The sequence below is a fragment of the Myxococcales bacterium genome (assembly GCA_016720545.1).
Lineage (GTDB): Bacteria > Myxococcota_A > Polyangia > Polyangiales > Polyangiaceae > JAAFHV01.
In genome coordinates, this window is sequence record JADKKK010000002.1 from 259,484 (window position 1) to 280,818 (window position 21,335).

The 21,335-nt window shown below is 74.1% G+C and carries 17 protein-coding genes; 11 read left to right on the plus strand and 6 right to left on the minus strand.

Translation table 11 applies throughout. From position 1 onward, the window contains the following. The first annotated feature begins 37 nt into the window (after positions 1-37). The 4 genes from IPQ09_05020 (at position 38) to IPQ09_05035 (ending at position 4,430) form a co-directional block, all read left to right on the plus strand. On the plus strand, positions 38-2,008 hold the full coding sequence (locus IPQ09_05020) for an alpha amylase C-terminal domain-containing protein (GenBank protein MBL0193582.1): 1,971 nt from the start codon (positions 38-40) through the stop codon (positions 2,006-2,008). After that, positions 2,005-2,904 carry an aldo/keto reductase gene (locus IPQ09_05025; protein ID MBL0193583.1) on the plus strand — a complete coding sequence of 300 codons (900 nt, stop codon included), beginning with the start codon at positions 2,005-2,007 and terminating at the stop codon, positions 2,902-2,904. The genes IPQ09_05020 and IPQ09_05025 overlap by 4 nt, the downstream gene beginning before the upstream one ends. 63 nt (positions 2,905-2,967) lie before the next feature. Then, positions 2,968-3,837, plus strand: coding sequence for a LysR family transcriptional regulator (locus tag IPQ09_05030; protein ID MBL0193584.1), 870 nt, complete (start codon positions 2,968-2,970; stop codon positions 3,835-3,837). Continuing rightward, complete coding sequence (locus IPQ09_05035) at positions 3,834-4,430, plus strand: DUF924 domain-containing protein (protein MBL0193585.1); 597 nt, start codon at positions 3,834-3,836, stop codon at positions 4,428-4,430. Before IPQ09_05030 ends, IPQ09_05035 begins: the two co-directional genes overlap by 4 nt. Here the strand turns inward: IPQ09_05035 and IPQ09_05040 are convergent. From IPQ09_05040 to IPQ09_05055, 4 genes are all read right to left on the minus strand, one after another. After that, the gene (locus tag IPQ09_05040; GenBank protein ID MBL0193586.1) at positions 4,409-5,329 is read right to left on the minus strand and encodes a site-specific DNA-methyltransferase; all 921 of its coding nucleotides are present in this window, start codon (positions 5,327-5,329) and stop codon (positions 4,409-4,411) included. The two genes, IPQ09_05035 and IPQ09_05040, sit on opposite strands and share 22 nt — an antisense overlap. 144 nt (positions 5,330-5,473) lie before the next feature. Then, a complete protein-coding gene (locus IPQ09_05045; GenBank protein ID MBL0193587.1) occupies positions 5,474-6,346 on the minus strand; it encodes a penicillin-insensitive murein endopeptidase in 873 nt (290 codons plus the stop codon). After that, on the minus strand, positions 6,343-9,042 hold the full coding sequence (locus tag IPQ09_05050) for a 1-acyl-sn-glycerol-3-phosphate acyltransferase (GenBank protein ID MBL0193588.1): 2,700 nt from the start codon (positions 9,040-9,042) through the stop codon (positions 6,343-6,345). Before IPQ09_05050 ends, IPQ09_05045 begins: the two co-directional genes overlap by 4 nt. Before the next feature lie 2 nt (positions 9,043-9,044). Further along, a complete protein-coding gene (locus tag IPQ09_05055) occupies positions 9,045-9,680 on the minus strand; it encodes a hypothetical protein (protein ID MBL0193589.1) in 636 nt (211 codons plus the stop codon). A 164-nt stretch (positions 9,681-9,844) separates the two neighbouring features. Between IPQ09_05055 and mce the strand changes: the two genes are divergently transcribed. The 4 genes from mce to IPQ09_05075 all read left to right on the plus strand — a co-directional run bounded on the left by mce (position 9,845) and on the right by IPQ09_05075 (position 12,934). Then, entirely contained in the window at positions 9,845-10,270 is a 426-nt protein-coding gene (gene mce / locus IPQ09_05060) for a methylmalonyl-CoA epimerase (GenBank protein MBL0193590.1), read from the plus strand. 119 nt (positions 10,271-10,389) lie between these two features. Continuing rightward, complete coding sequence (locus IPQ09_05065) at positions 10,390-11,442, plus strand: PEGA domain-containing protein (GenBank protein ID MBL0193591.1); 1,053 nt, start codon at positions 10,390-10,392, stop codon at positions 11,440-11,442. Positions 11,443-11,477: 35 nt separating this feature from the next. Beyond that, positions 11,478-11,852 carry a hypothetical protein gene (locus tag IPQ09_05070; GenBank protein MBL0193592.1) on the plus strand — a complete coding sequence of 125 codons (375 nt, stop codon included), beginning with the start codon at positions 11,478-11,480 and terminating at the stop codon, positions 11,850-11,852. 2 nt (positions 11,853-11,854) lie between these two features. Then, complete coding sequence (locus IPQ09_05075) at positions 11,855-12,934, plus strand: PilT/PilU family type 4a pilus ATPase (protein MBL0193593.1); 1,080 nt, start codon at positions 11,855-11,857, stop codon at positions 12,932-12,934. A gap of 7 nt (positions 12,935-12,941) precedes the next feature. Here the strand turns inward: IPQ09_05075 and IPQ09_05080 are convergent, their stop codons facing one another. Continuing rightward, complete coding sequence (locus IPQ09_05080; GenBank protein MBL0193594.1) at positions 12,942-13,574, minus strand: hypothetical protein; 633 nt, start codon at positions 13,572-13,574, stop codon at positions 12,942-12,944. A gap of 14 nt (positions 13,575-13,588) precedes the next feature. Continuing rightward, complete coding sequence (locus tag IPQ09_05085) at positions 13,589-13,948, minus strand: response regulator (protein ID MBL0193595.1); 360 nt, start codon at positions 13,946-13,948, stop codon at positions 13,589-13,591. 182 nt (positions 13,949-14,130) lie between these two features. Between IPQ09_05085 and IPQ09_05090 the strand changes: the two genes are divergently transcribed. The 3 genes from IPQ09_05090 (at position 14,131) to IPQ09_05100 (ending at position 21,326) form a co-directional block, all read left to right on the plus strand. Further along, positions 14,131-15,006: an MBL fold metallo-hydrolase gene (locus IPQ09_05090; GenBank protein ID MBL0193596.1), complete on the plus strand. Its 876-nt coding sequence runs from the start codon at positions 14,131-14,133 to the stop codon at positions 15,004-15,006. Positions 15,007-15,080: 74 nt separating this feature from the next. Next, positions 15,081-16,544, plus strand: a complete 1,464-nt coding sequence (locus IPQ09_05095; protein MBL0193597.1) for a sigma-54-dependent Fis family transcriptional regulator — start codon at positions 15,081-15,083, stop codon at positions 16,542-16,544. A 48-nt stretch (positions 16,545-16,592) separates the two neighbouring features. Further along, positions 16,593-21,326 (plus strand): hypothetical protein, encoded by a 4,734-nt coding sequence (locus IPQ09_05100; protein MBL0193598.1) that lies wholly within the window; start codon positions 16,593-16,595, stop codon positions 21,324-21,326. Positions 21,327-21,335: the final 9 nt, after the last annotated feature.

A 21,335-nucleotide genomic window follows, 5' to 3' on the forward strand; every position in this document is an offset into this window, starting at 1 on the left:
CAAACCGTCGCGTCGCGCCGACGCTAGGCTCCGCGGCATGGTGAGCCCTCCCCGTCGTGTCGTCGGTCGAGGCGCGGGCCTCTGCGCCGCGCTGGTCGCCGCCCTCGGAGCCGCCGGCCTCGGCGCGCTGACCGCGTGCGGAGCGGGCGGCGCCCTCCCGCCCGACGGGGCCTCGACCGAGGTGCCCGAGCCCGCCCGCGTGACCGCGCCGCCCTCGCCGGCCACGAGCAGCGCCGACGCGGAGGTCCCACGGCCGCTCCCCGCGAACCGCGGGCCGGGCGTGCACCTCACGGCCGGCGGTGCGCTGTTCCGGGTGTGGGCTCCCGGCGCCACGGCGGCCTGGGTCGAGGGCGACTTCGCGACCGCGCGGGCGCCACTCCGCGCGGAGGACGGGGGCTTCTTCGCGGCTGAGGTGGCCGGCGTGCGGGTCGGCGCGCGCTACCGCTTCGTCCTCGCCGGCTCTGCGGGTGAGCTCGCCCGGCTCGACCCCTATTGTCGGCAGCGCACCGAAGAGAAGACCACCTGCCTCGTGACCGATCCGCGCGCGTTCGCCTGGCGCGATCGAGGCTTCCAGCGCCCCAAGCGGCAGCAGCAGGTCGTCTACGAGCTCCACGTGGGGAGCTTCGCGAAGGACGAGGCGAGGGGCCACGGGACCTTCGCGACGGCCCGCGCGAGGCTCGCCGAGCTGGCCGAGCTGGGCGTGAACGTCGTGGAGCTCATGCCCGTCTTCGACTTCGGCGGTGGCCCAGGCGGCTGGGGCTACAACCCACACCTGCACTTCGCGCCGCGCGCCTCCTTGGGCACCGCCGAGGAGCTCCGCGCGCTCGTCGACGAGGCCCACGCGCGTGGCATCGCGGTGTGGCTCGACGCCGTCGTCAACCACCACGACGGGTGGTCGGGCGCGCCGCTCCGCTGCTTCGACGGCGCCTGCCCCGACGGCTCCGCGGGAGTCTACTATTTCGGGCCGGGCCCCTACGCGCGCACGCCCTGGGGCCCGCGCCCGGATTTCGCAGCGCCGACCGTGCGAGCGATGTTCCTCGACGCGACCCAGATGTGGCTCGACGAGTTTCACGGGGACGGCTTCCGCTGGGACTCGACCTCCAACGTACGCGCGGTGGACGGGCAGGGGAGCACCCCCGGCGGGCGCGAGCTGCTCGTGGCGCAGAACGAGCTGGCGCGCGCGCGCGGCGCCACGAGCACCGCGGAGGACCTGAAGGGCTACGCGGAGCTGACCCGGCCCGTGGCGCGGGGTGGCTACGGCTTCGACGCGCAGTGGGACGGCTTCGGCTACGACGTGGCGCGGGTGCTCGAAGCGCCGCGCGACGACGACCGCGACCTCGGCGTCCTCGTCCGCGCGCTCACCGGCTCCTACGAGGGCGATCCGTTCGCGCGAGTGCTCTTCACGGAGACGCACGACACCGTCGGCAACGGCGGGGCGCGGCTACCGAGCCGCGTGGATCGCGCGAACCCGGAGGGGCACACCGCGCGGCGTCGGTCGATGCTCGGCGCAGCCCTGCTGTTCACCACGCCGGGCGTCCCGATGCTCTTCATGGGGCAAGAGGGCCTCGCGACCGGAGGCTTCGCCGACACCCCCGCGCCGCTCGCGCCGCCGACCGCGACGGGGCTGCTCGTGCGTGCATTCTACAAGGACCTGATCGGGCTGCGCCGCGACCTCGGCGGGACCTCGAGCGCCCTCGCCGAGCCGGGCGTGGAGATCCTCCATCGCAACGACGTCGACAAGGTGCTCGTGTTCCGCCGGCACGGGGCGTCGGGGACGGACGTGATCGTGGCCCTGAACCTGAGGGACCGCGCCTACGCGCGCTACGACGCGGGCGTCCCGGCCGGCGGCGCGTACCGCGTCCGCCTCACGAGCGAGCGGCGCGCGTATGGTGCTGACCGCGACGCGTCCACCGCGCCCATCGAGGCGCTCGCGCAGCCCTACGACGGCCGCCCCTTCACGTTGCCGCTCGCGCTCGGGCCGTACGGCGTCATGGTGCTCTCCCGATGAGGCGCGCGCTCGGCGGCACGGGCCTCACGGTGTCGGCGCTTGGCCTCGGGTGCGGCCCGCTCGGCGCCCCGGGCGTGGACGACGCGGCGGCCGCGCGGCTGGTCCACGCGGCGCTCGACCACGGGATCGACGTGTTCGACACGGCCCCGAGCTACGGGGCCTCCGAGGAGCGGCTCGCGCGGGCCCTCGCGGGGCGCCGGGGCGCGGCCACCCTGGTCACGAAGGGGGGGTACGGCGTGCCTGGCGTCCCGGACTGGACGCCCGAGTGCATCGAGCGCGGCGTCGAGCGCGCACTGCGTGTATTATGCACAGACGTGTTGGATGTCTTCCTGCTGCACTCGTGCGACGCCGATCGCCTGCGCCGCGGCGATCTCCTGGCGCCGCTCGCGCGCGCCCGGGAGGCGGGCAAGGTGCGCGCCGTGGGCTACTCCGGGGACGGCGAGGCCCTCGACGTGGCGCTCGGGACCGAGGTGTTCGACGTCGTCGAGTGCTCCGTGAGCCTCGTCGACCGCGCCGCGCTCCGACAGCTCGCGCGGCTCACGGGGGCGCCGGCGGGGGTGCTCGGGAAGCGGGCGCTGGCGAACGCCGCGTGGGCCCGGCTCGGCGGCCCGAACGGCGCCGATGAGCCGCGGGCCGACGTCGAGGAGTACGCGCGGCGCGTCGAGGCGCTCTTCGCCCCGAGCGATCCGCCGCTCGGGCTCCCGATGGACGAGCTCTTCCTGCGCTTCGCGGCGCACGCGCCCAGGGTCTCGTGCGCCCTCGTGGGCACCTCCCGTGTGGAGGGCGTGCGCCGCGCGGCGGAGCTCGTGGCGCGCGGCCCCCTGCCCCGCGAGGCGCTCGCGGTCCTCGAACAACGTCACCTCGACCGCGGCGCCGGGTTCGCTGGCCTCGTCTAGCCGCGGCCCTTTGACGAACGGACCGAGCACGCGCGCTGGCGCCGTGCGGTAGGCTCGCGCTGCATGCTCCCGTCGCTCGAGTCCCTCCGGTGCTTCGAGGCCGCGGCCCGGACGCTGCGCTTCCGCGAGGCGGCGCGCGCCGTGGCGCTCACCCCCACCGCGTTCGGGCAGCGCATCCAGAAGCTCGAAGAGGATCTCGGCGTCGCGCTCTTCGCCCGCACGACGCGCCGGGTTCAGCTGACCCGCGAGGGCCTCGCCTTGCTCCCGCTCGCGCGTCGGTGCCTGCTCGCCGCCGAGGCGTGCGCCGACGTGACCTCGCACGACTCCGCCGCCACCTCGATGGATCTCACCCTGGGGACACGGCACGACCCGCCCGAGGTCTTCCCGCAGCACCTTGACGCCTCACGGCTCGAGGCGGCGGCGCGAAATCTGATCTCCATCTCGTGCATGGCGGAGACCGTGGCCGTGGCCCTCATCGGGGCCGAGCGGGACGCGATGCCCGACGGGCCGCTCCGCGAGCTCCTCACGACGATCTGGGCCGACGAGGTGGGCCACGCCCGGTTCGGGTGGCGCGCGCTCGAGCGCATCGTCCCCGAGCTCGCGCGGGGCGAACGCGAACGCCTCGATCGCTACCTCCGCGTCGCCTTCGCGCACCTCGAGCGGCACGAGCTCGCTCACCTGCCGCTGGGCTCGGTGCGGCGGCCGGGCGGCGACGCGCTCGGCCTCTGCTCCGGGGCGGAGGCGCGCGAGCTCTTCTATGCGACGGTCGAGCGCGCGATCGTCCCTGGGCTCGAGCGGCTCGGGCTCGGCGCCCGCGCCGCGTGGGAGAAGCGGCGCGAGCCGCCGTACCCAGGGCCGCGCCGCGTGGCCGAGCGTGCGCCTGTCGGAGAAGCTGGGTCTGCAGAGCTTCGCGTGCGATCCTCTCCGCCATGACCCCCGACGACGTGTGGACGTATTGGTTCGGACCCCTCGACGAGCGCGGTGACGCAGACGCCGAGCACACCGCGCGCTGGTTCAAGAAGGACCCCGCGTTCGACGCCGAGCTCGTCGAGCGCTTCGGCGCGCTGCACGCCGAGATCGACGGCGGCGCGCGCGAGGCGTGGCGCGACGATCCCCGAGGGCTCGTCGCGTACGTGATCGTGCTCGACCAGTTCTCTCGGAACATGTTCCGCGGCACGTCCCGCATGTTCGCCTCTGACCCCCGCGCGCTCGGCGCCGCCAAGGCCGGCGTCGCCGCGGGCCTTCACCTTTCGCTGCCCTACGCCGCCGCGACGTTCCTTCTCATGCCGACCATGCACTCGGAGTCGCTCGCCGACCAAGAGGCGTGCGTCGCCCTCTTCACCGCGCTGCTCGAGGCGAGCCCCGCCGAGCTGCGCGCCGGCCGCGCGCAGTACGCATCATTCGCTGAGAAGCACCGCGTGATCATCCAGCGGTTCGGCCGCTTTCCCCACCGCAACGCCCTCCTCGGGCGCGCGTCGACGCCCGAAGAGCTGGAGTTCTTGAGTCAGCCGGGCTCCTCGTTCTGAGCCACGGCGCCGTCCTCGTACGTGTAGTCTGCACCGATGTCCGCGAGGCGCGCGCGGGTCGTGCGGATCGCGAGCTCGCCGACGTCGCCGCCCACGAAGCGACGCCCGCGCGTCGAGGCGACCGCGAGGGTCGTCCCGCTGCCCACGAAGGGGTCGACCACGAGGCCGCCCTGCGCGCTCGCTCCGCACACGATGCGCGCGAGGAGCTTCTCCGGCTTCTGCGTGGGGTACCCCGTCCCCTCCGCGCGCAGCGGCGTGTTGGCGAGCATCGCCGGGCAGTCGGTCCACACGCTGCCGACGGCGCGCCCCTCGTCGGCGTAGTAGCGGTACGTCTTCCCGCCGACGGTGCGGTCGCGGTAGGCCCGGCCGGCCTCGTCTTTGCGTGTAAAATGCATTGAGAGGCTCGTGGCCGCGTACGGCTCACGGAGCTCGCTCGCCTTCGCGTTCCAGGTGTACGCGTCGCTCTTCTTCCACACGTGCAGCGTCTGGTGTGCGCGGGGCAGGCCGCCGCGAGCCTTGGCGCCGTTGCCGGGCACCCAGATGATCTCGCCGGCGAACGCGCGCGCGCCGAGGGCGCCCACCACCGCCGCGTGGGCCGCGTGGGTCGCGTGGTGGTCGAGGTGGAGCCAGAGAGTGCCGCGAGCGGAGAGGGCGCGGTAGCCGAGCTCGACGCGCGGCACGAGCCACGCGAGGTAGGCCTCGAGTGACGGCCAGCGGTCGCCGTAGGCGACGGGCCCGCGGGCGCGTTCGCGCTTGGCCTGCTGACCTGCCGCCGCCGCGGGGCGCGCCGTGAAGGCCTTGTCCACGGCGAAGGGCGGGTCGAGGTAGACGAGGTCGGCGGACCCCTCCGGCACGGCGCTCAGCGTGTGCGCCGCGTCGGCGCGGAAGAGCCGATTCATGGCGAGACCTCGCCTTTGGCTCGGGCGCGCCATCGACCTGCGTTCGCCCCTTCGGGGCTCACTTCGAGGTTCATGGCGAGACCTCGCCTTTGGCTCGGGCCCGCCATCGACCTGCGTTCGCCCCTTCGGGGCTCACTTCGAGGTTCACGGCGCCGCGACGCTCGTCGAGGGCGCGCGCGCGGCGGGCTCGCTCACGTCTCGGAAGAGAGTCGCGATGAGCTCGGCGGTCGGCGCCACGGGGGGCGGGGCGCCGCGGTGGAGCCAGGGCCAGTCGGGCCCCGAAGGCTCGCAGCCGTCGCCGAGCTCGCCGGGGAGGCAGGCCGTGCGTACGTGCACGTGATCGTCGTGCGGGCCCGAGCCGCGCGGCCGAAGCATCATCTTCATCGCCCGGTAGATGACCTCGGTCGGCTCGCCGCGCGCGCGCGCCCACGCTACGAGGAGCGCCTCGATGTTGCCATGAACGAAGAGCCACTGGATGTTCGCCTCGGGGTCCAGCACGAGCGCCTTCACGAGGGCCCACTGTCGCGGGACGTCGAGTCGAAAGTACTCTTTCTTGCCGGGGTCGAAGGCGAGACCGTCGGCCTCCACGGGGAGGAAGCCCGGGCTGGGCGCGGGCGCGCCGTCGAGCGTGGTGAGGTAGAGCAAGAGATCCGCGTCGCGGCCCGTCCGGTGCGAGGCGTGCCCGGAGATGCGCCCGCCGCGGGGCGCGGAGAGATCTCCGACGCACAGGACCGCGCCGGGGTGCTCCTCGGCGACCGCCTTGCCCGCGCGGGCGAGGGCGCGGGCGAGGCGAGGCACCGCGAAGTGGCGATCGTTTGACCGGAGCCACGCGATCCCCGGCGCGTCGCGAGGGAGCTCCTCGCCGCCGGTGAGCGTGCCCTTGTGCGGCAGGCCGATGCTCCCCCGTTGGTTCGGGGCGAGGGGCGTCGGGGTGGGAGTGCACCCGAGCGCGGCGCTCGCGAGGGCGACGGCCGTCGCGGCCACCGCGAGGGCGTGGCGCCCCCGGGCCGATCTCACTCGCTCTCCCTGGCGCGGCGGCGCGCGTCCGGCAAGAAGCCGAGCACCTTCCCCTCCACGGCGCCGAGGGCGCCCGGCGTGGCGAAGCTCTCGGCGAGGCGCAGCTTGCCGTCCTCGCGCGCGAGGTAGCCTTGCTCCACGAAGGCCGTGAACGCGTTGTCGAAGAGCGCGCGGCTCACGGCTTCCTTTCGCTGGATCTCGCCGCCGAGGAACATGCGATCGCCCACCGCGAGCGCCCGCTTCGCGAGGTCTTTGGCCGGCAGCGGGCCCTTCGCGAGCGCGCCGAGCGCCCGCGCCGCGATGCGGTAGCCCTCCACGAACTCGAGCAGAATCCCGGCGTAGAGCCGCGCGTCATCGCCGGCCGCGCCGTCGCCGACGGTGACGCCGCCGCGCGCGTCGTCGCGGAGCTCGCCGTCGCGGAGCATCGCGTCGAGCGTCTCCTCGAAGATGCGCTCGAAGGGTGCGTCGACGCGGAAGCTGAACTCGTGCTTGAAGAGCCTCGAGAGGGCCTGCACGCGCGTCGCGAGCGTCTCGCGGGTCGTGGGCGGGCCCTCCTGCGCGAGCAGCGCCGTGGCCACGAGCCCGCGGTCGACGAAGAAGTGCACGACCGCGTTCTTCGCCAGGTCGAGCGCGTGGCGTCGCTCGTCTCGCACGAGGTAGAAGGCGTCGGGGGAGGGGCCGGGCGCGCGCGCGCGCTCCTTGCCGAGCGGCTCCCCCGGGAGCCGGACCTCGAGGTGCCCGGCGCGAAAGAAGAGCTCGGTCGCTTCGGCGAGGCCCGCCCGGCGGACGGTGCGTCCGTCGACCGACACGCTCGGCGAGAAGCGCGCGCCGAAGCGCCGCAGGAGCTCGAACAGGCGCACGCACAGGGCGAGCAGGTCGGCGTCGGAGATGCCGCGGCGACCGTGGGAGAGCAGCGCCGTGGCCACGAGCGCGCCGGGCGTCACCGCGGTCACGCGGTTGATCTCGTTCATCACGCGGTGCGCGAGGCGCGTGATGAGCGCGCGGCGGCGCGCGGGGGTCAGGGCGAGCTCCGCGCGTGCGCGCTCGGCGGGGGAGGCCGGGGGGCGAGCGGCGGTCGCCTCACGCGGGTGCTGGAGCTCGTCCTGCACGCCCTCGAGGGTGAGCGGCTCGCCGAACTGCACGTTGAGCCTCCCGTACCGGCCGACCAGCGTCTCGAGGGCGCGGAGCAGGCCCCGCACATCCTCTTTGCTCTTCTCGCCGCCGGTGAGCTCGCGCACGAGAGAGCGCTCCTCGACCACGCGCTCGTACCCGATGGAGATCGGGCAGAAGTACACCCTGCGGTGACCACCGAGCGCCGCCTCGACGACCATCGACAGGAGCCCGAGCTTCGGCGAGAGCAGCTTGCCCGTGCGCGAGCGCCCGCCCTCGAGGAAGACCTCCAGCGACACGCCGTCGAGGATGAGCCTCCGGATGTACGCGTCGACCACGGCTCCGTAGAGCCTGTCGCCCTTGAAGCTCCGGCGGATGAAGAACGCCCCGCCGCGCCGGAGCACGTCGCCGAGCGGGAAGAAGTTCAGGTTGTCGCCCGCGGCGATCACCGGCGCGGGCATGCGAGCGTGGTAGAAGATGCGCGTGAGAATGATGTAGTCTACATGCGACTTGTGCGACGGCAGGAGGATGAGGGTGCCGTCCTTGGAGGCCTCCTTCAGCCGCGCGAGGCCCGGCTGGTCCACCTCGATCGCCGAGTACATCTTCGCGAGGGTCGCGTCGAACGCCGCGTCCATGACCTGGATCGCGTTCATGTCCTGGGCCGACTCGAGCTCCTCCACGAGGGCGAGCGCGCGGGCCTGCAGCGCGCGGCGCTCGCGCAGCCCCTCGCCGCCGAGCTCGACGATCGTGCGCTTCAGCTTCGGGCTGCGCGCGACCTCCGCGCGCACCCGATCGAGCGGCTTCTTGGACGGCCCCACGACCGCGCGGCGCTCGCGTTCGAGGCGACGGAGCAGGGCGTACGTGAGGCGCCGCACGAGCACGTCGTCGGGCGCCTCCGGGCCCTGCTGCGCGAGGAACTGCCCGACGTCGAGCGGCTCGCCCGCTCGCAGCGTAACATGTCGAAAGTTAAGTAAAAATTGCGCGAGTGTCCGCAGCGTGCCCGGCCACTCGCGCGGCCCGAACAGGGCGTCGACGACGCCACGCTCCGACGAGTCGGGGTGCTTCGACCAGACGAACACCTGCGGCACGAGGAGGATGGGCGTCGCGCGCGCGCGCTGCGCCGCGAGCACGGTGTGGAGGTACACGTCGCCCTCCGCGCGGCCGCGCGAGGGCCGCGCGGCGAGCGAGCCGCGCGGGTGGAGGACGGCGTTCCCGGTCGCGGGCTCGAGGAGCGACGGCGGGCGCTTCAAGAAGAGCGCCGCCGAGGCCCCCTCCTCGAGCACCCGCGCGAGCTCCGCCGCGTACCAGGCTTCGTCACGCGGCAAGAGCTTCTGCCACATGGGGCCGCGCCCGGGATCGAGGACGCTGAGCCCGCGGTCGTTGGCGAAGCGCACGGGCGGGAGCCCGAGCTTGCGGGTGAGGTGCTCGAGCGCGAAGTAGTCGACGACCGACACGTTGCGCTGCACGTACACGACCGTGCCGCGCGCGTCGGCCTCGCGCACGCGGCGCTCCCAGGCCTCGTCCACGGTCATGCGCTCGAACGCGCGCGCGGCGAGCCGATGGACGAGCCCGGCAGCGGGGGACACGCTCAGCCGCCGAAGACCTTCTGGGCGATCGCGATGATGCGCTTCGAGGTGTCGGCGGTGAGCCCGGTCTGCGCGCCGTGCGGCCAGGCGAAGCCGTCGGCCTTGACCTGATTGCACGAGAGCGAGACGAGGACGTCGGCGGGCGGGCCGCCCGCGGCGCCGGCGAACGAGAAGCCGAACTCGGCGTAGAGGCAGTTGGCGGTGGCGTTGGAGAAGCTGCTCTTGCTGCCGAAGATGCCGAGGGCCTCCTCGCGCTGTGCTTTGTCGTTCAGCGCCGAGTAGCCAAGGATTCGGAAGCCGTGGAAGCGCTGGGTCTGGTCGGCCGCGGGCGCCGCCGCGCCGGGCGCGCCAGGGATGAGGCCGGGTGGAATCAGCCCCGGCGGCAGGAGAGACGCGCCGGCGGTGACCCACTGCTGAAGCTGGGGTGGGAGGCCCGGGATGGCCGCGCCCGCCGCGGCGCCCGCCTGGGGCGGGGGCTCGTAGTTCTGGAGGCGGTAGACCGTGATCTGCGAGCTCTTCATTTGGTCGAACGGGGGCGACAGGGTCGGCGCGCAGCCGGTCGCGAACGCGAGCGCTCCGACGAGAGCGGGGAGGAGCATCGACTGCAGCGAGACGGACCGGAAGCGCGATCGGATCATGGGAAGGACCTCGTAAGAAGGAGCTGGAGACGAGAGCAAGGCGAGTAGGCCGAGCGCAAGCCGAGCCAGCGTACCAGAATCGCGGGCCCGTCGGCAGCTGCGAGCTGCGCGAGGTGCGCGCGCGCCGCGCGCCGCGGTAGAGTGGGGGTGGCGAGGTCCACCGAATGTTTAAGGTAAAGAAGATTGATCATGTAGCGGTCTGCGTGGCCGACCTCGAGGGCGCCGCCGCCAAGTACCGCGAGGCGTTGGGTCTCGAGCCGCGCGAGCGCGAGGTGGTCGCCGCCCAGCAGACCGAGGCGTGGCTCCTGCCGCTGGGCGAGTCGAGCATCGAGCTCATCAGCCCCCGGGGAAACGCGGGGCTCGAGAAATTCCTCGAGAAGCGCGGCCCGGGACTGCACCACATCGCCGTGGAGGTCGAGGGCATCGAGGGCGCGCTCGCGTTCCTCAAGGGCCTCGGGGTGCCGCTCCTCGACGAAGCGCCGCGAGCCGGCGCGCGCGGCCACAAAGTGGCGTTCCTGCACCCGCGGGCGACCGGCGGCGTGCTGGTCGAGCTCGTCGAGCCGTCGCACGAGGTCGAGCCCCCCGCCTGAAACCGCCCGCCCGCCGGCGTCGCCCGTCGAATCCGAATGGAAGCGCGGCGACCATCCGTAGTAGCTTCCCCCGTCGGCGTCGCTCGTCGAGAGCGGCTCCGGCCCCCAGGAGGACCGACTTGAACACGCTTCGCAATCGGCTGGTTTCTGCAGGACTGGTTCTCGTCACCGTGGCGACGGCGACGTCGCCCGCATACGCGGCGCCGCCCGGGGCCGGCAAGGGGGCCAAGCCTGCGCCGAAGGCCGCCACCACCACGCCCCAGGTCAAGCCGGTCGACGTGCGCGCCACCACCAAGGACGCCGACGCGAAATTCAAGGCCGGCCAGTACGCGGAGGCGCTCGCCCTCTACGAGACCGCCGATGGCGCCAAGCCTTCGCCCGAGCTCGCCTTCGCGATCGGCGAGTGCCAGGACAAGCTCCTCAAGCTCCGCGAAGCGGTGGTCGCCTACGAGCGCTTCCTCGCGGCCGTCCCCGCGAAGATGAAGGACAAGGCCGAGGCCACCCAGAAGCGCGTGGCAGAGATCAAGGGCATGCCCGGCAAGGTCCACCTCGACACCGACCCCGCCGGCGGAGCGGTCCTCGTCGACGGCAAGCCCTTCCAAGAGAAGAGCCCGACCGACCTCGACCTGCCGCCCGGCAAGCACACGGTGCGCGTGGAGCTCGAGGGCTACGAGCCGGTGGAGCGCGACGTGGAGGTGGCCTACGCCGCCAAGCAAGACCTCGCGGTGACGCTGGAGAAGAAGCCCGAGCCGCCGCCGCCGCCTCCTCCGCCCCCGCCCGTCGCCGTGGCGCCGAAGCCCGCGCCACCGCCACCGCCGCCGCCGCCGCCGCCGAGCAAGGTGCCTGCGTACGTCACCGGTGGCATCGCCGTCGCCGCGCTCGGCGTCGGCACGGGGTTCGGGATCGCCGCGCTCTCGAAGTCGAGCGACTTCAAGACCGCGCCCACGACCAGCACCGCCGACAGCGGCGAGAACGCCGCGCTCGTCGCCGACATGTGCTTCGGCATCGCGATCACCTTCGGTGTGACCTCCGCCGTCCTCTTCCTCACCAAGGACCCCCCGAAGGCCGCGGGCGTCGCCGCGGCGAAGCCCGCTCCGGCGCGCGTGTCCATCACCCCGACGCCCTACATCACGCCCCAAGGCGGCGGTGCAGGCGCGCTCATACGCTTCTGAAACTCGCTTCCGAAAACGTGCCGAGGCCCCGCCCCATGAAGACGCCTTCTCCGTTCTGCTCGCGTTCGTCCTCGCGCTCGTCCTCGCGCGCTGCCGTCGCCCCGCGCCGTCGTCGCGCGACATTGCTCGCGTTCACGCTCCTCGCGGTCGCCTCGGTCGCCGGGTGCGAGCTCATCGTCGACTTCGACCGCACCAAGATCCCCGCCGACGTCGCCGACGTCGCGGTCGTGCCCGCCGACGCGAAGACCGACACCGCGCCGGTGGTGGACGCCGCGGTCGACGCCCCGGCCGACGCCCCGGTGGACGCCCCCGTCGACGCCCCGGTGGACTCGCCGGTCGACTCCCCGGTGGACTCGCCGGTGGATTCCGCGGCCGACGGCGGCTCGAGCGACGCCAGCGACGCGGGCTAGCCGTGGCGGGGCAGCCGGGCGCCAGCGCGTACGGCAACGCAGCCTTCTTTGCCCAGCTCCTCGGCAAGGCGGTCGCCGCGAACGCGAGCGACATTCATCTGCGCGTCGGGGCGCCGCCGTCCGCGCGCATCCGTGGCGATCTGGTGGCGTTTCGCACCGATCCTTTGCGCGCGTCGGACACCGAAGCCATCGCGCGGCTCGTGCTGTCGGACCCCGCGAAGCTCGCGAAGCTCTCCGAGCTCCAGGAGCACGACACGGCGTACGTCGTGCCGAACGTGGGGCGATTCCGCGTGAACGTGTACCGCCAGCGCGGCACCCTCGCGATTGTCCTGCGCGCCATCGCCTCGACGATCCCGACGATGGAGTCGCTCGGGCTTCCCGCCACGTGCGTTCAGCTCGCGGAGAGGGGCCGCGGCCTCGTGCTCGTGGTCGGCGCCGCCGGCAACGGGAAGAGCTCCACCCTCGCGAGCATGATCGGTCACCTGAACGCCACGCAGCCGCTGCACATCGTGACCATCGAGGACCCCATCGAGTTCCTGCACGAGGATCGCAAGGCCAGCGTGAGCCAGCGCGAGGTGCAGATCGACACCGGCTCGTTCGCGGACGCGCTCCGGTCCGCCCTTCGGCAGGACCCCGACGTCATCCTCGTTGGCGAAATCCGTGATGAGGTCACGATGGACGTCGCCCTTCAGGCCGCGGAGACTGGCCACCTCGTGATGTCGACGCTGCACACTCCCGACGTCACGCGCACGATGGGCCGCGCCGTGTCGCTCGCCCCACGCCGTGCCGGCGCGAGCGAGGACATGCGAGAGCGCCTCGCGTCTTGCCTGCAGGGCATCGTCGCGCAGCGCCTCCTGCCCTCGAAGAGCGGAGACGGGCTCGTGCTCCTCGCGGAGGTGCTCGTCGCGTCGGGCACCGTGCGCGAGGCGATCCGGCGCCCCGACAACAACCCGTCCCTCCGGGAGCTCATGGAAAAGGGCGCCCACCCCTACGGCATGCAGACGTTCGACATGCACGCGCGAGAGCTCGTGGCGTCGGGGCGCATTTCTCGGGAGGCCGCGAGCGAAGCCGCGGTGTTCTGAGCGCGCGCTACTCGTCCATCGTCTTGCAGTGCTCGGCGAATACGTGGCCGACGATCTTCCCCTCGACGAAGGTCGCCTCGAGGTCGAACGCCACGCGCTCCGGAGCGTCGCCCTCGATGGACACCACCGTGAGCTTGACCGCCGTCGCCTTGTCGAGCGGCTTGTCGGTGAGCACACTCTTGAAGTCGAACAAGGTCACCGCGACGCCGTCCGCCTGCGTGAGCGTCTTGCCCGCCGAGCCGATGGGGACGCCGCTGATCACCACCGTTCGATCCGGGGTCGGCGACGCTTGCGTAGGGCACTCGGGCCGCCCGCCGGCGTGGGCCTCCGTCGTGATGCCGCTCACCTTGCCGGCCTGCTTGTCCCACCCGAACTGAGCGCGTTCGAAGCGAGCCGTCTTCGCGCCGTACGTCGCGTCGAGGGAGAGCGTCGCGCATGGCCCCACGCAGCCCGCGTCGGGGACCGCCGCTTCAGGGGACGAGCCGTCGGGCGAGATCGCCGCGTCGATGGCGGGTGTCCCGGCGTCGATGGCGGGTGTCCCGGCGTCGGTCGCGGGGGTCGTTGAAGACGTACACGCCACGGCGAACGCCGTGACCAACAGAAGAATCGCCGCCGCACCGCTCGCCCGTCCGGTCGTCATGCCGACAGCGTACCTCATCGGCCAGGGCCGCGGGGCTCGCTCGGGCCCGCGGCGTGGGCCACGATCCACGCGACCGCCTCGGCGAGCTGGTCGGGTTTTCGGAAGACGGGGCCGTGGCGGCGCGCCTCCGACGTGTCGCGCGAGGCCGTGAAGAACGCGACGGGCAGCGTCGGCGCGTGGCTTCGGAGGTGCTCGGCGAGCTCCACCCCCGAGCCGTCCCCGAGGTCGAGGTCGACCAGGGCGCACGCGAGGTTCGCCCGCAGCGCTCGTCCGGCCTCCACCGAGGCGACGTAGGTCGCGGCGATCCCTCGCTGCTCGAGCTCGCGCGAGAGCGTGAAGCGGGCGAGGGGGCAGTCGTCCGCGATGACGATCATGCTCGGAGCCTAGCGCACGCCGCCGCCGCGCCAAAAAAGCGCGCGTGCGTAGGCCCGCGCTTCATCCCGGTGCGCGCCCCCTCCGCCGCGTCGCTGCGGGCGCAGAAGCGCGGCGTCGCGGGCCTGGCACGGCGCGAGCAAGGGGGGGCCCGTCGACAAACGACGGAGCAGGAGAGAGAACCATGGAAGTCACGTTCTTCGGAGTCCGAGGGAGCATCGCTTCGCCGGGCGTACACACGGCTGCGGTGGGCGGAAACACAAGCACTGTCGAGGTCTTGGCGGGCGGTCGTCGCCTCGTGCTCGACGCCGGTACCGGGCTCCGCGAGCTCGGACAGAGGCTCCTCGGGCGGGGCCCACAGGACCTCACGCTGCTCCTCAGCCACTACCACTGGGACCATATTCAGGGGCTGCCGTTCTTCGCGCCGCTCTACCAGCCGAGCACCCGGCTCGAGATCGTCGGCCAGCGCTGCGGCCTCCATGGCGTGCGCGACGCGCTCGAGCACCAGATGACCGCGCCAGTGTTTCCGGTGCGCCTCTCCGACGTGCAGGCGACGCTGTCGCCGCGCGAGGTCACGCCCGGCGACGCGTTCTCGGTCGGCGACGTGCGCGTGCGTGTGGCTGGGGGCAACCACCCTGGCGGCGTGCTCGCGTACCGGCTCGACCTCGGCGACGTGAGCTTGGTCTACGCGACCGACACCGAGCACGGCGCGGCCGTCGACCCCGAGCTCCGCGCGCTCGCGGAGGGCGCGACGCTGCTCATCTACGATGCGCAATATACGGTCGACGAGTACGCCGGCGGCGGCGGTCGCCCCGCACGGGTGGGCTGGGGGCACTCGACCAACGTCGCGGCCGCCCAGCTCGCGCGCGCCGCGGGCGTCTCGGCGTTGGCGCTCTTTCATCACGACCCGGCGCGCGACGACGTTGGGGTCCTCGCCCTCGAGGCGGCGACACGCGAGCTCTTCCCCGCGACCTTCGCCGCGAGGGAGGGGATGCGCCTGCGGCTCGACGGCTCCGGCGCGCGTGGCCCCGCGGTCCAGAGCGCCAGGGAAGCCGCCTGAGGGGCGCTGCCGTGGTAGCGTTGGCCGCGCCCGATCCCTCCTCGCCGTCCCTCTCGCGCCGACCACCGAGCGCCATGTCCGATCGCCTCTCGCTCCTCGTCGATCTCGCCACGCTGCTCGGCCGCGAGGTGGATTTCGACGCGATCTTGCTCGCGGCGTGTGAGCGCGTCGCGGAGGCGCTTGGCGCGGAGCGGGCGACGGTCTGGCTCGTGGACGCCGATCGCGGTGACCTCGTCAGTCGCCTCGCCCTGTCGTCGGAGCTGCCCGCGCTCAGGCTGCCGATGGGCCGCGGCATCGCGGGGTGGGTCGCCGTCGAGGGGCGCTCGGCTCGCGTGCCCGTGGCCGCGGACGACCCGCGCTTCTCTCCCGAGACCGACCAGCGAACGGGGTTCGTCACGCGCGCCGTGCTCGCCGTGCCGCTGCGCGAGGAGCCCCGCGCGCCCGTGCGCGGCGTGCTCCAGCTCTTGAACCGACGGAGCGGCGGCCCGTTCGACGCGGACGACGAGCGGTACCTCGAGGCGCTCGGGCAGCAGCTCGCGCGCGCGCTCGCGATGACGACCCTCCGCGCCCGCGACGCCGAGGTGCCCGGCGTGACGCTGCGCGGGCCCATCAACCGCATCGTGGGCTCGAGCCCGGGCCTCGCTCCGGTGTACGAGCGCGTCTCGCTCGCGGCCAAGACCCGCGCGCACGTGCTGCTGCGCGGGGAGACCGGCACCGGCAAGGGCCTCTTCGCCCGCGCCATCCACGCCAACTCGGACCGTCAGGCGAGGCCGTTCGTCGTCGTCGACTGCACGACGCTGCCCCCACCGCTCGTGGAGAGCGAGCTCTTCGGGCACGAGCGCGGCGCGTTCACGGGCGCCGACCGCCGCGTCTCCGGCAAGGTGGAGCTCGCGCACGGCGGCACTCTGTTTCTCGACGAGATCGGCGACCTGCCGCTCGAGAGCCAGGGCAAGCTCCTGCGCTTCCTCCAGGAGGGCGCCTTCGAACGCGTGGGCGGTCGCGCCACGCTCGAGACCGACGCCCGCATCGTCGCCGCCACCCACCGGGACCTCGAGGCGCTCGTGCGCGAGGGGCGCTTTCGTCAGGACCTCTACTATCGGCTGCGCGTCGTGGAGATCGTGCTGCCACCGCTGCGCGCCCGTGGAGCGGAGGAAGTGCTGGAACTTGCACGCCATTTCGCCGACGGATTCGGGCGCAGGTACGGGCGCCCCAACCCCAAGCTCACCCCTGAGCTCATCGCGTGGCTCTCCGAGCACCGCTTCCCTGGCAACGTGCGCGAGCTCGAGAACGTGATCGAGAGCGCCGTGGCGTTGTCGCCGAACGGATGGTTGGCGGCCCCCGACGGGGCCCCCCGGAGCCCGCGCAACTCGGCGGCGCCCACGCCGGGCGTCGCGCTCCCCCTCGGGTTGACCCTCGAGGAGGCCTCGCGTCGGTACGCCGAGGCGGCGCTCGAGGCGGCCGGGGGCGTGAAGACCGACGCGGCCCGCGGCCTGGGCATCTCCAGGAACACGCTCGCGCGGACGCTCAAGAAAGCGTGACCGGCGCGTGACGAATAGATGGGGCAGCCGCTAGGCTCACCTCGGGGGATGTCGCACAAACTCTGCCTCACGTGCGCTGTGGTGGTGGGGAGCGGGGCCCGGTGCGCCTCGTGCGGGGCGGTCGCGGTGAGCCCCACGCGAGAGAACCTGGCGCGCGCCCTCGAGGCCCGCGTGCAGGTGGCGATCGACGCGTGGGAGGCGGAGGGCGCGCTCGACGACGACGTCGCGGCCCGCCTGCGCAACACGCCCTCCCGGGACGCCGCCCGCGCCGAGGGCACGGTGCAGGCCGCGCAGGCCGCGGACGACCCGGGCGTGTTCGAGCGACTCTCGGCGCGCCGGCGCGAGATCGCGACGCGATGGGACGCCGCGGTCGCCCGCCTCGAGGCCGACGCTGCGCGTCCCGCGTCGGAGCCCGCGTCTCCGGCGCACGCCCGCTCGCCAGGGGACGTCCGCGACGCGGTGGAGGTCGGCGAGGGGCTCTTCGGCGGGGGCCACGAGGGTCACGGTCACGGCGCCAGCGCGGGCGTCGGCGCGGGCGTCGGTGCGCTGCTTGGGCTGGACGACCTCGGCCCGCCGTCTTCCAAGCGCCCCGGCTCGTCGGGGACGGAGGCCTCGCTCTCGCCGAGCGGACTCTTCGCCGAGTACGCGTGGTGGTTCCTCGGCACGCTCCTCGTGCTGGCGGGCTCTGCGATGGGCGTCCGCGAGGCGTGGCGGACGCTCGCGGGGCCTCCGCGACAGATCGTCGTCGCGGGCGCGCTCCTCGGGTACCACGCCATGTTTCTCGGCTTGTCGGCGCTCGTCGCGAAGCGGAGCACGCGGGCGGGCGGGGTGCTCGCGGCGATCGCGGTGGGGCTCCTCCCCACCGTGTTCGTCGCGCTCGCGGCGCTCGTCGACGGGTCGCGAGGGCTCGGGCTCGGCGTCTCGGCGCTCGTCGTCGCCGTGTCGGTCGCGAGCTTGGGCCACGCCGCGAAGAGGTTCGCGTGCCCCCGGTGGATGCTCCCGGCCGCGGTGCTTCCCTCGCTCGTCGCGGAGCTCTTCGTCGGCGGCGCGGTCGCCGAGGCCCGGGTGGCCGTCCCGTTCGTCGGCGTCGCCGCCCTGGCGCTCGCGGGTCGCCGGCTCGCGTCGGTGGGCGACGGCTTCGCGCCGTTCGCGTCGGCGCTCTACGCCGGCCTCTCGCTCGCGCTCCTCTCGCTCGCCGGAGCGCCCGGAGCCGAGCCGGTGCGCATCGAGGCGGGCAGCCTGTCGGCGGCGGGCGCCTGGCTCTACGTCCTCGCGCTCTCGGCGGTCGTCGCGCACGTCCTCGGAGCCGAGCCCGTCCGCCGCCGCGCGCCGCACCTCGCGCCCGGCGGCGAGCTCGTCGCGTTCGGCGGCGTGGCCCTCGCTTCCGTGGTCGCGGGGCAAGCCGTCGTGACCGCCGCCACGCTCACGCTGCCCGCGCTCGCGTTCGCCGCCATCCCGGCGCTCGGTGCGTCCGCGTTCGGGCTCGCCACGGGGCGGCACGGCGCCGCCGTTCACCCCGCGGCGCTCTTGGCGGTCGCGGCGGCGGGCCTCGTCGCGGGGGTCGCGATCCCGGGCAACCCCTCGGCCGCGTTCGCCGGGGCGGCGGTGGGCGCGGCGGCGGTGCTCCTCGCGAGCGGTCGCGCGACCGGCAGGGCGCGCGTCGCGCTCGAGGCGTGGGGCGGCGGCCTGGGCCTGCTCGCGACGGGGCTCGCGGGTGTCCTCGCCACGGAGGGCCCCGGCCTGCCTGTGGTCGAGTGTGTGGTGGCAGGCGGCGCTGTGTGCGTGTCGGCCCACGCGGTCGGGGGCTTCAGCCGCGGTCGCTTGCACGCTTTCGGAGCGCTCGGAGCGCTCGGGACGGCCTCGGCGCTGGTCGTCCCGGCGCTCGGCGACGATCCGATCGGTGGCTTCGCGTTGGCGTGTGCGGCGCTGGCCGCGGTTTACGGGGGGGTCGCTGTCCCGCACGGCGCGCGCCTCGCGAAGATCCCAGACGACCTCGGCGCCCGCCCGCTCGACGACGTCTCGCTCGCGCTCGCGGTCCTTGGCGCCGTGAGCGTCGCCGCGCTCGGGCGCGGTTCGCTGCTCGCTGGCGCCCCCTCCAGCGCCGCCGTCGCGGTCGCGTGGCCCGTCGTGGCGCCTCGAGTGGCCCTCGTGGCGGTGCTCGCGGCCCGGGCCCCGCGCGACCGCAGCCGCCTCGTCGCCTTCGTCGCGGCGCTGGTCCTCGGCGACGCCCTCTCGGCCGCGCTCGGCGTGAGGGACGACGCGGGGGCCGCGCTGGCCATGGCCGTCGCCGCGGCGTTCGCGACCTCCGTGGCGGCGCTGAGAGGCGACCCGCCCGCGGCCCCGGCGGACGGGCGACCGCTCCTTGGGATCTTCCCGCTGCCCTTCGCGGCCCGTGGCGCGGCGCTCCTCGACGGCGTGGCGGCGGCTGCGCTCGTGTTCGCGGCGCGGTCGCTTTCCAACGTAATGGCCTGGCTCGGTCCGCGCCCCGAGGCGCTCCGCGGCCTCGTGGTGCTCGCGGTGGTCGTGCTCGTAGTCAGCGCGGCGCTGGCGTTCGTCTCCGCGAGCCACCAGGCCTTCCAGGCGCGCGGCTCGGTCGTCACGCTCGCCCTGCTCGGTGTCCTCGTGGGGGTCGGCGCGGTCGTCAACAGGATCGGTCGCCCGCTCGCGCCCTCGGTCGTAGGTTTCCGGCTCACCCTCATCGTGGCCGGGGTCTGGCTGCTGGCGAGGCTCGTGGTGTGGGGAGGGCCGCGGATCGGCGCCGCGCTCGGGCGGCCGTCGCACGGCCCCTGGTATCATCTCGTGCCCCACGCGGGCGTGCTCGCCCTTGGCCTCCTCCTCGCGGTCGACGCGCTCCTCGTGGGCGGCCCCACACTGACGCGGGCCCTCTGGGTGACGCCGCCGCTGCTCCTCGTTGGCGCGGCGCTCGCGGCGCTCTTGCTCGCGCGCTCGTTCGCCGCCACCCACGCGGCGACCCCGCTCCACGCCGTGGGGCTCGCTTGCGGGTTGGCGGCCGCGCCGCTCGTGGCCGTGCAGCGGGGCGCGCTCGGCCGCGTGCTCGCGCCGCTCGTGCCGCCGGGTACCTCGTGGGTGGTCGCCGGCACCGAAGACGCCGTGCGCCCGGACTGGCTCGACCCCGCGCTCTTTCTCCCCGCCGCCGAGACGCTCTCCGGCGTGTACCTCCGCGCCTGGACCGGGCTCCTCGTCTTCGCGGTGGCCGCCGGCCTCGTCGGCGTGGCGGTCGCGCTGAGCGCACCGGTGAGACGCGCCGTCGTCGCGGGCGCCCTCGGGCTCGAGGAGGAAGACGCACCCCGCGTGGTCCACACGCTCGCGCTCGTCTCGCTCGCCGCGCCATCGCTCGCGGCCTTTGGCGCCCTCGCGCAGCCCGCCCTCGACGTGCCGCCCGTCGCGGCGCTCCTCGGCGTCGGCGCGCTCACGCTCGCGGGCGCGTCCTTGCGCCGGAACGTGGACCTCGCCAAGGGCCTCTCGGCCGGCGCGGCGCTCACCCTGGGCTTCGGGGTGTTCGTCGGAATCATCTGTTGTCTCCATAGTTTGCGTGGTGCTGGCGTGCCCCAGACCGCGCGCGCCGGGTTCTCGCAGCTCGACGCGAGCGCCGCGCTCGCGGCCTTCGGACCCGCGCTCGCGCTCGGCGTCGCGCTGACCGCGGCGTTGAGCCACCTCGCGTCGTGGGCGCTCGAGGCGCGGCGACCGGCGCAAGCGTGGGGCGCGGCGGCCGGGCGCGATCTCCTCCTCGTCGCGAGCCTCGTCCTCGTCGCGTGGCTCGTCGCCGCGTCGCCGGCCTCGGTCACGTCGGTCACGTCGGTCACGTCGGTCACGTCGGTCACGTCGGTCACGTCGGTCGCTCTGCGCGTGCCCGCGTCTCTCGGCGGCGTCGCGACCGCGGTCGTCGCGGCGGTCGCGGCGCATGCGCTCGCGCGTGGCCTCGGCCCGCGCCACGCGTACCTGCTCCAGGTGTGCGCGGTCGCCGGGTACGCGCTGCTGCGATCCAGATTCCCCGCCCTCCCTCCCTTCACCGACGCCCTGGCCGCGCTCGTCTTCGGGTTCGTGCTCATTGGGCTGTCGACCCTCGCGCGGCGGCTCGGGGTCCCGCCGCTCGCGGCCGCCGCGCGCCGCTTCGCCGCGCTGTTGCCGCTCCTCGTCGCGGTCTTGCGCGGGGACGGCGAGACCACCGAGGCGGCCCTGATCGCCGCGGGATCGAGCGTGCTCTACGCGGGCCTCGCCGCGGCCGACAAGAGCCGCATCTTCGCGTCGCTCGCCGCGCTCGCCGGCAACATCGCGCTGCTCGTCGCCGCGCTCTCCGTGGGTTTCGACGGCGCGGAGGCCTACCTCGGGCCGCTCGGTCTGCTCGTGCTCGTGCTCGCGCAGATCTTCGGCGCGAAGCTGCCCCCGGCCGCCCGCCAAGGCGCGCGTGTGGTCGGGAGCCTCCTGCTCTACCTGCCGGCTGCCCTCACGCTCATGATGCGCCTCGGCGCGGGGGCCGATGGCACCTACGCCGTGGTCTTCGGCGCGGTCTGCCTGCTCGGCGTCGGCGTCGGCATGGTGCTACGTATTCGCGCGTACGTGCTCGCCGGCACGCTCTTCGTCACCCTCGACGTCGCCGCGAACCTCGCGTACGCGGGGCTCCGCGACCACCGGATCGGCTTCGTGCTGCTGAGCGCGTCCGGCCTCGCGATCTTGGGGACGATGATCGGCACCACGCTGAAGCGCGACGAGGTGCGGGCCATCGTCGGCCGGCTCAAGCTCGCCGTGCGCGGCTGGGACTGACCCTCGGCC

Bases quoted from the DNA above. Each gene is read 5' to 3' on its own strand.
- IPQ09_05020 (MBL0193582.1), top strand. From the start codon at position 38: ATGGTGAGCCCTCCCCGTCGTGTCGTCGGTCGAGGCGCGGGCCTCTGC.
- IPQ09_05025 (MBL0193583.1), top strand. From the start codon at position 2,005: ATGAGGCGCGCGCTCGGCGGCACGGGCCTCACGGTGTCGGCGCTTGGC.
- IPQ09_05030 (MBL0193584.1), top strand. From the start codon at position 2,968: ATGCTCCCGTCGCTCGAGTCCCTCCGGTGCTTCGAGGCCGCGGCCCGG.
- IPQ09_05035 (MBL0193585.1), top strand. From the start codon at position 3,834: ATGACCCCCGACGACGTGTGGACGTATTGGTTCGGACCCCTCGACGAG.
- IPQ09_05040 (MBL0193586.1), bottom strand. From the start codon at position 5,329: ATGAATCGGCTCTTCCGCGCCGACGCGGCGCACACGCTGAGCGCCGTG.
- IPQ09_05055 (MBL0193589.1), bottom strand. From the start codon at position 9,680: ATGATCCGATCGCGCTTCCGGTCCGTCTCGCTGCAGTCGATGCTCCTC.
- mce (MBL0193590.1), top strand. From the start codon at position 9,845: ATGTTTAAGGTAAAGAAGATTGATCATGTAGCGGTCTGCGTGGCCGAC.
- IPQ09_05070 (MBL0193592.1), top strand. From the start codon at position 11,478: ATGAAGACGCCTTCTCCGTTCTGCTCGCGTTCGTCCTCGCGCTCGTCC.
- IPQ09_05080 (MBL0193594.1), bottom strand. From the start codon at position 13,574: ATGACGACCGGACGGGCGAGCGGTGCGGCGGCGATTCTTCTGTTGGTC.
- IPQ09_05085 (MBL0193595.1), bottom strand. From the start codon at position 13,948: ATGATCGTCATCGCGGACGACTGCCCCCTCGCCCGCTTCACGCTCTCG.
- IPQ09_05090 (MBL0193596.1), top strand. From the start codon at position 14,131: ATGGAAGTCACGTTCTTCGGAGTCCGAGGGAGCATCGCTTCGCCGGGC.
- IPQ09_05095 (MBL0193597.1), top strand. From the start codon at position 15,081: ATGTCCGATCGCCTCTCGCTCCTCGTCGATCTCGCCACGCTGCTCGGC.
- IPQ09_05100 (MBL0193598.1), top strand. From the start codon at position 16,593: ATGTCGCACAAACTCTGCCTCACGTGCGCTGTGGTGGTGGGGAGCGGG.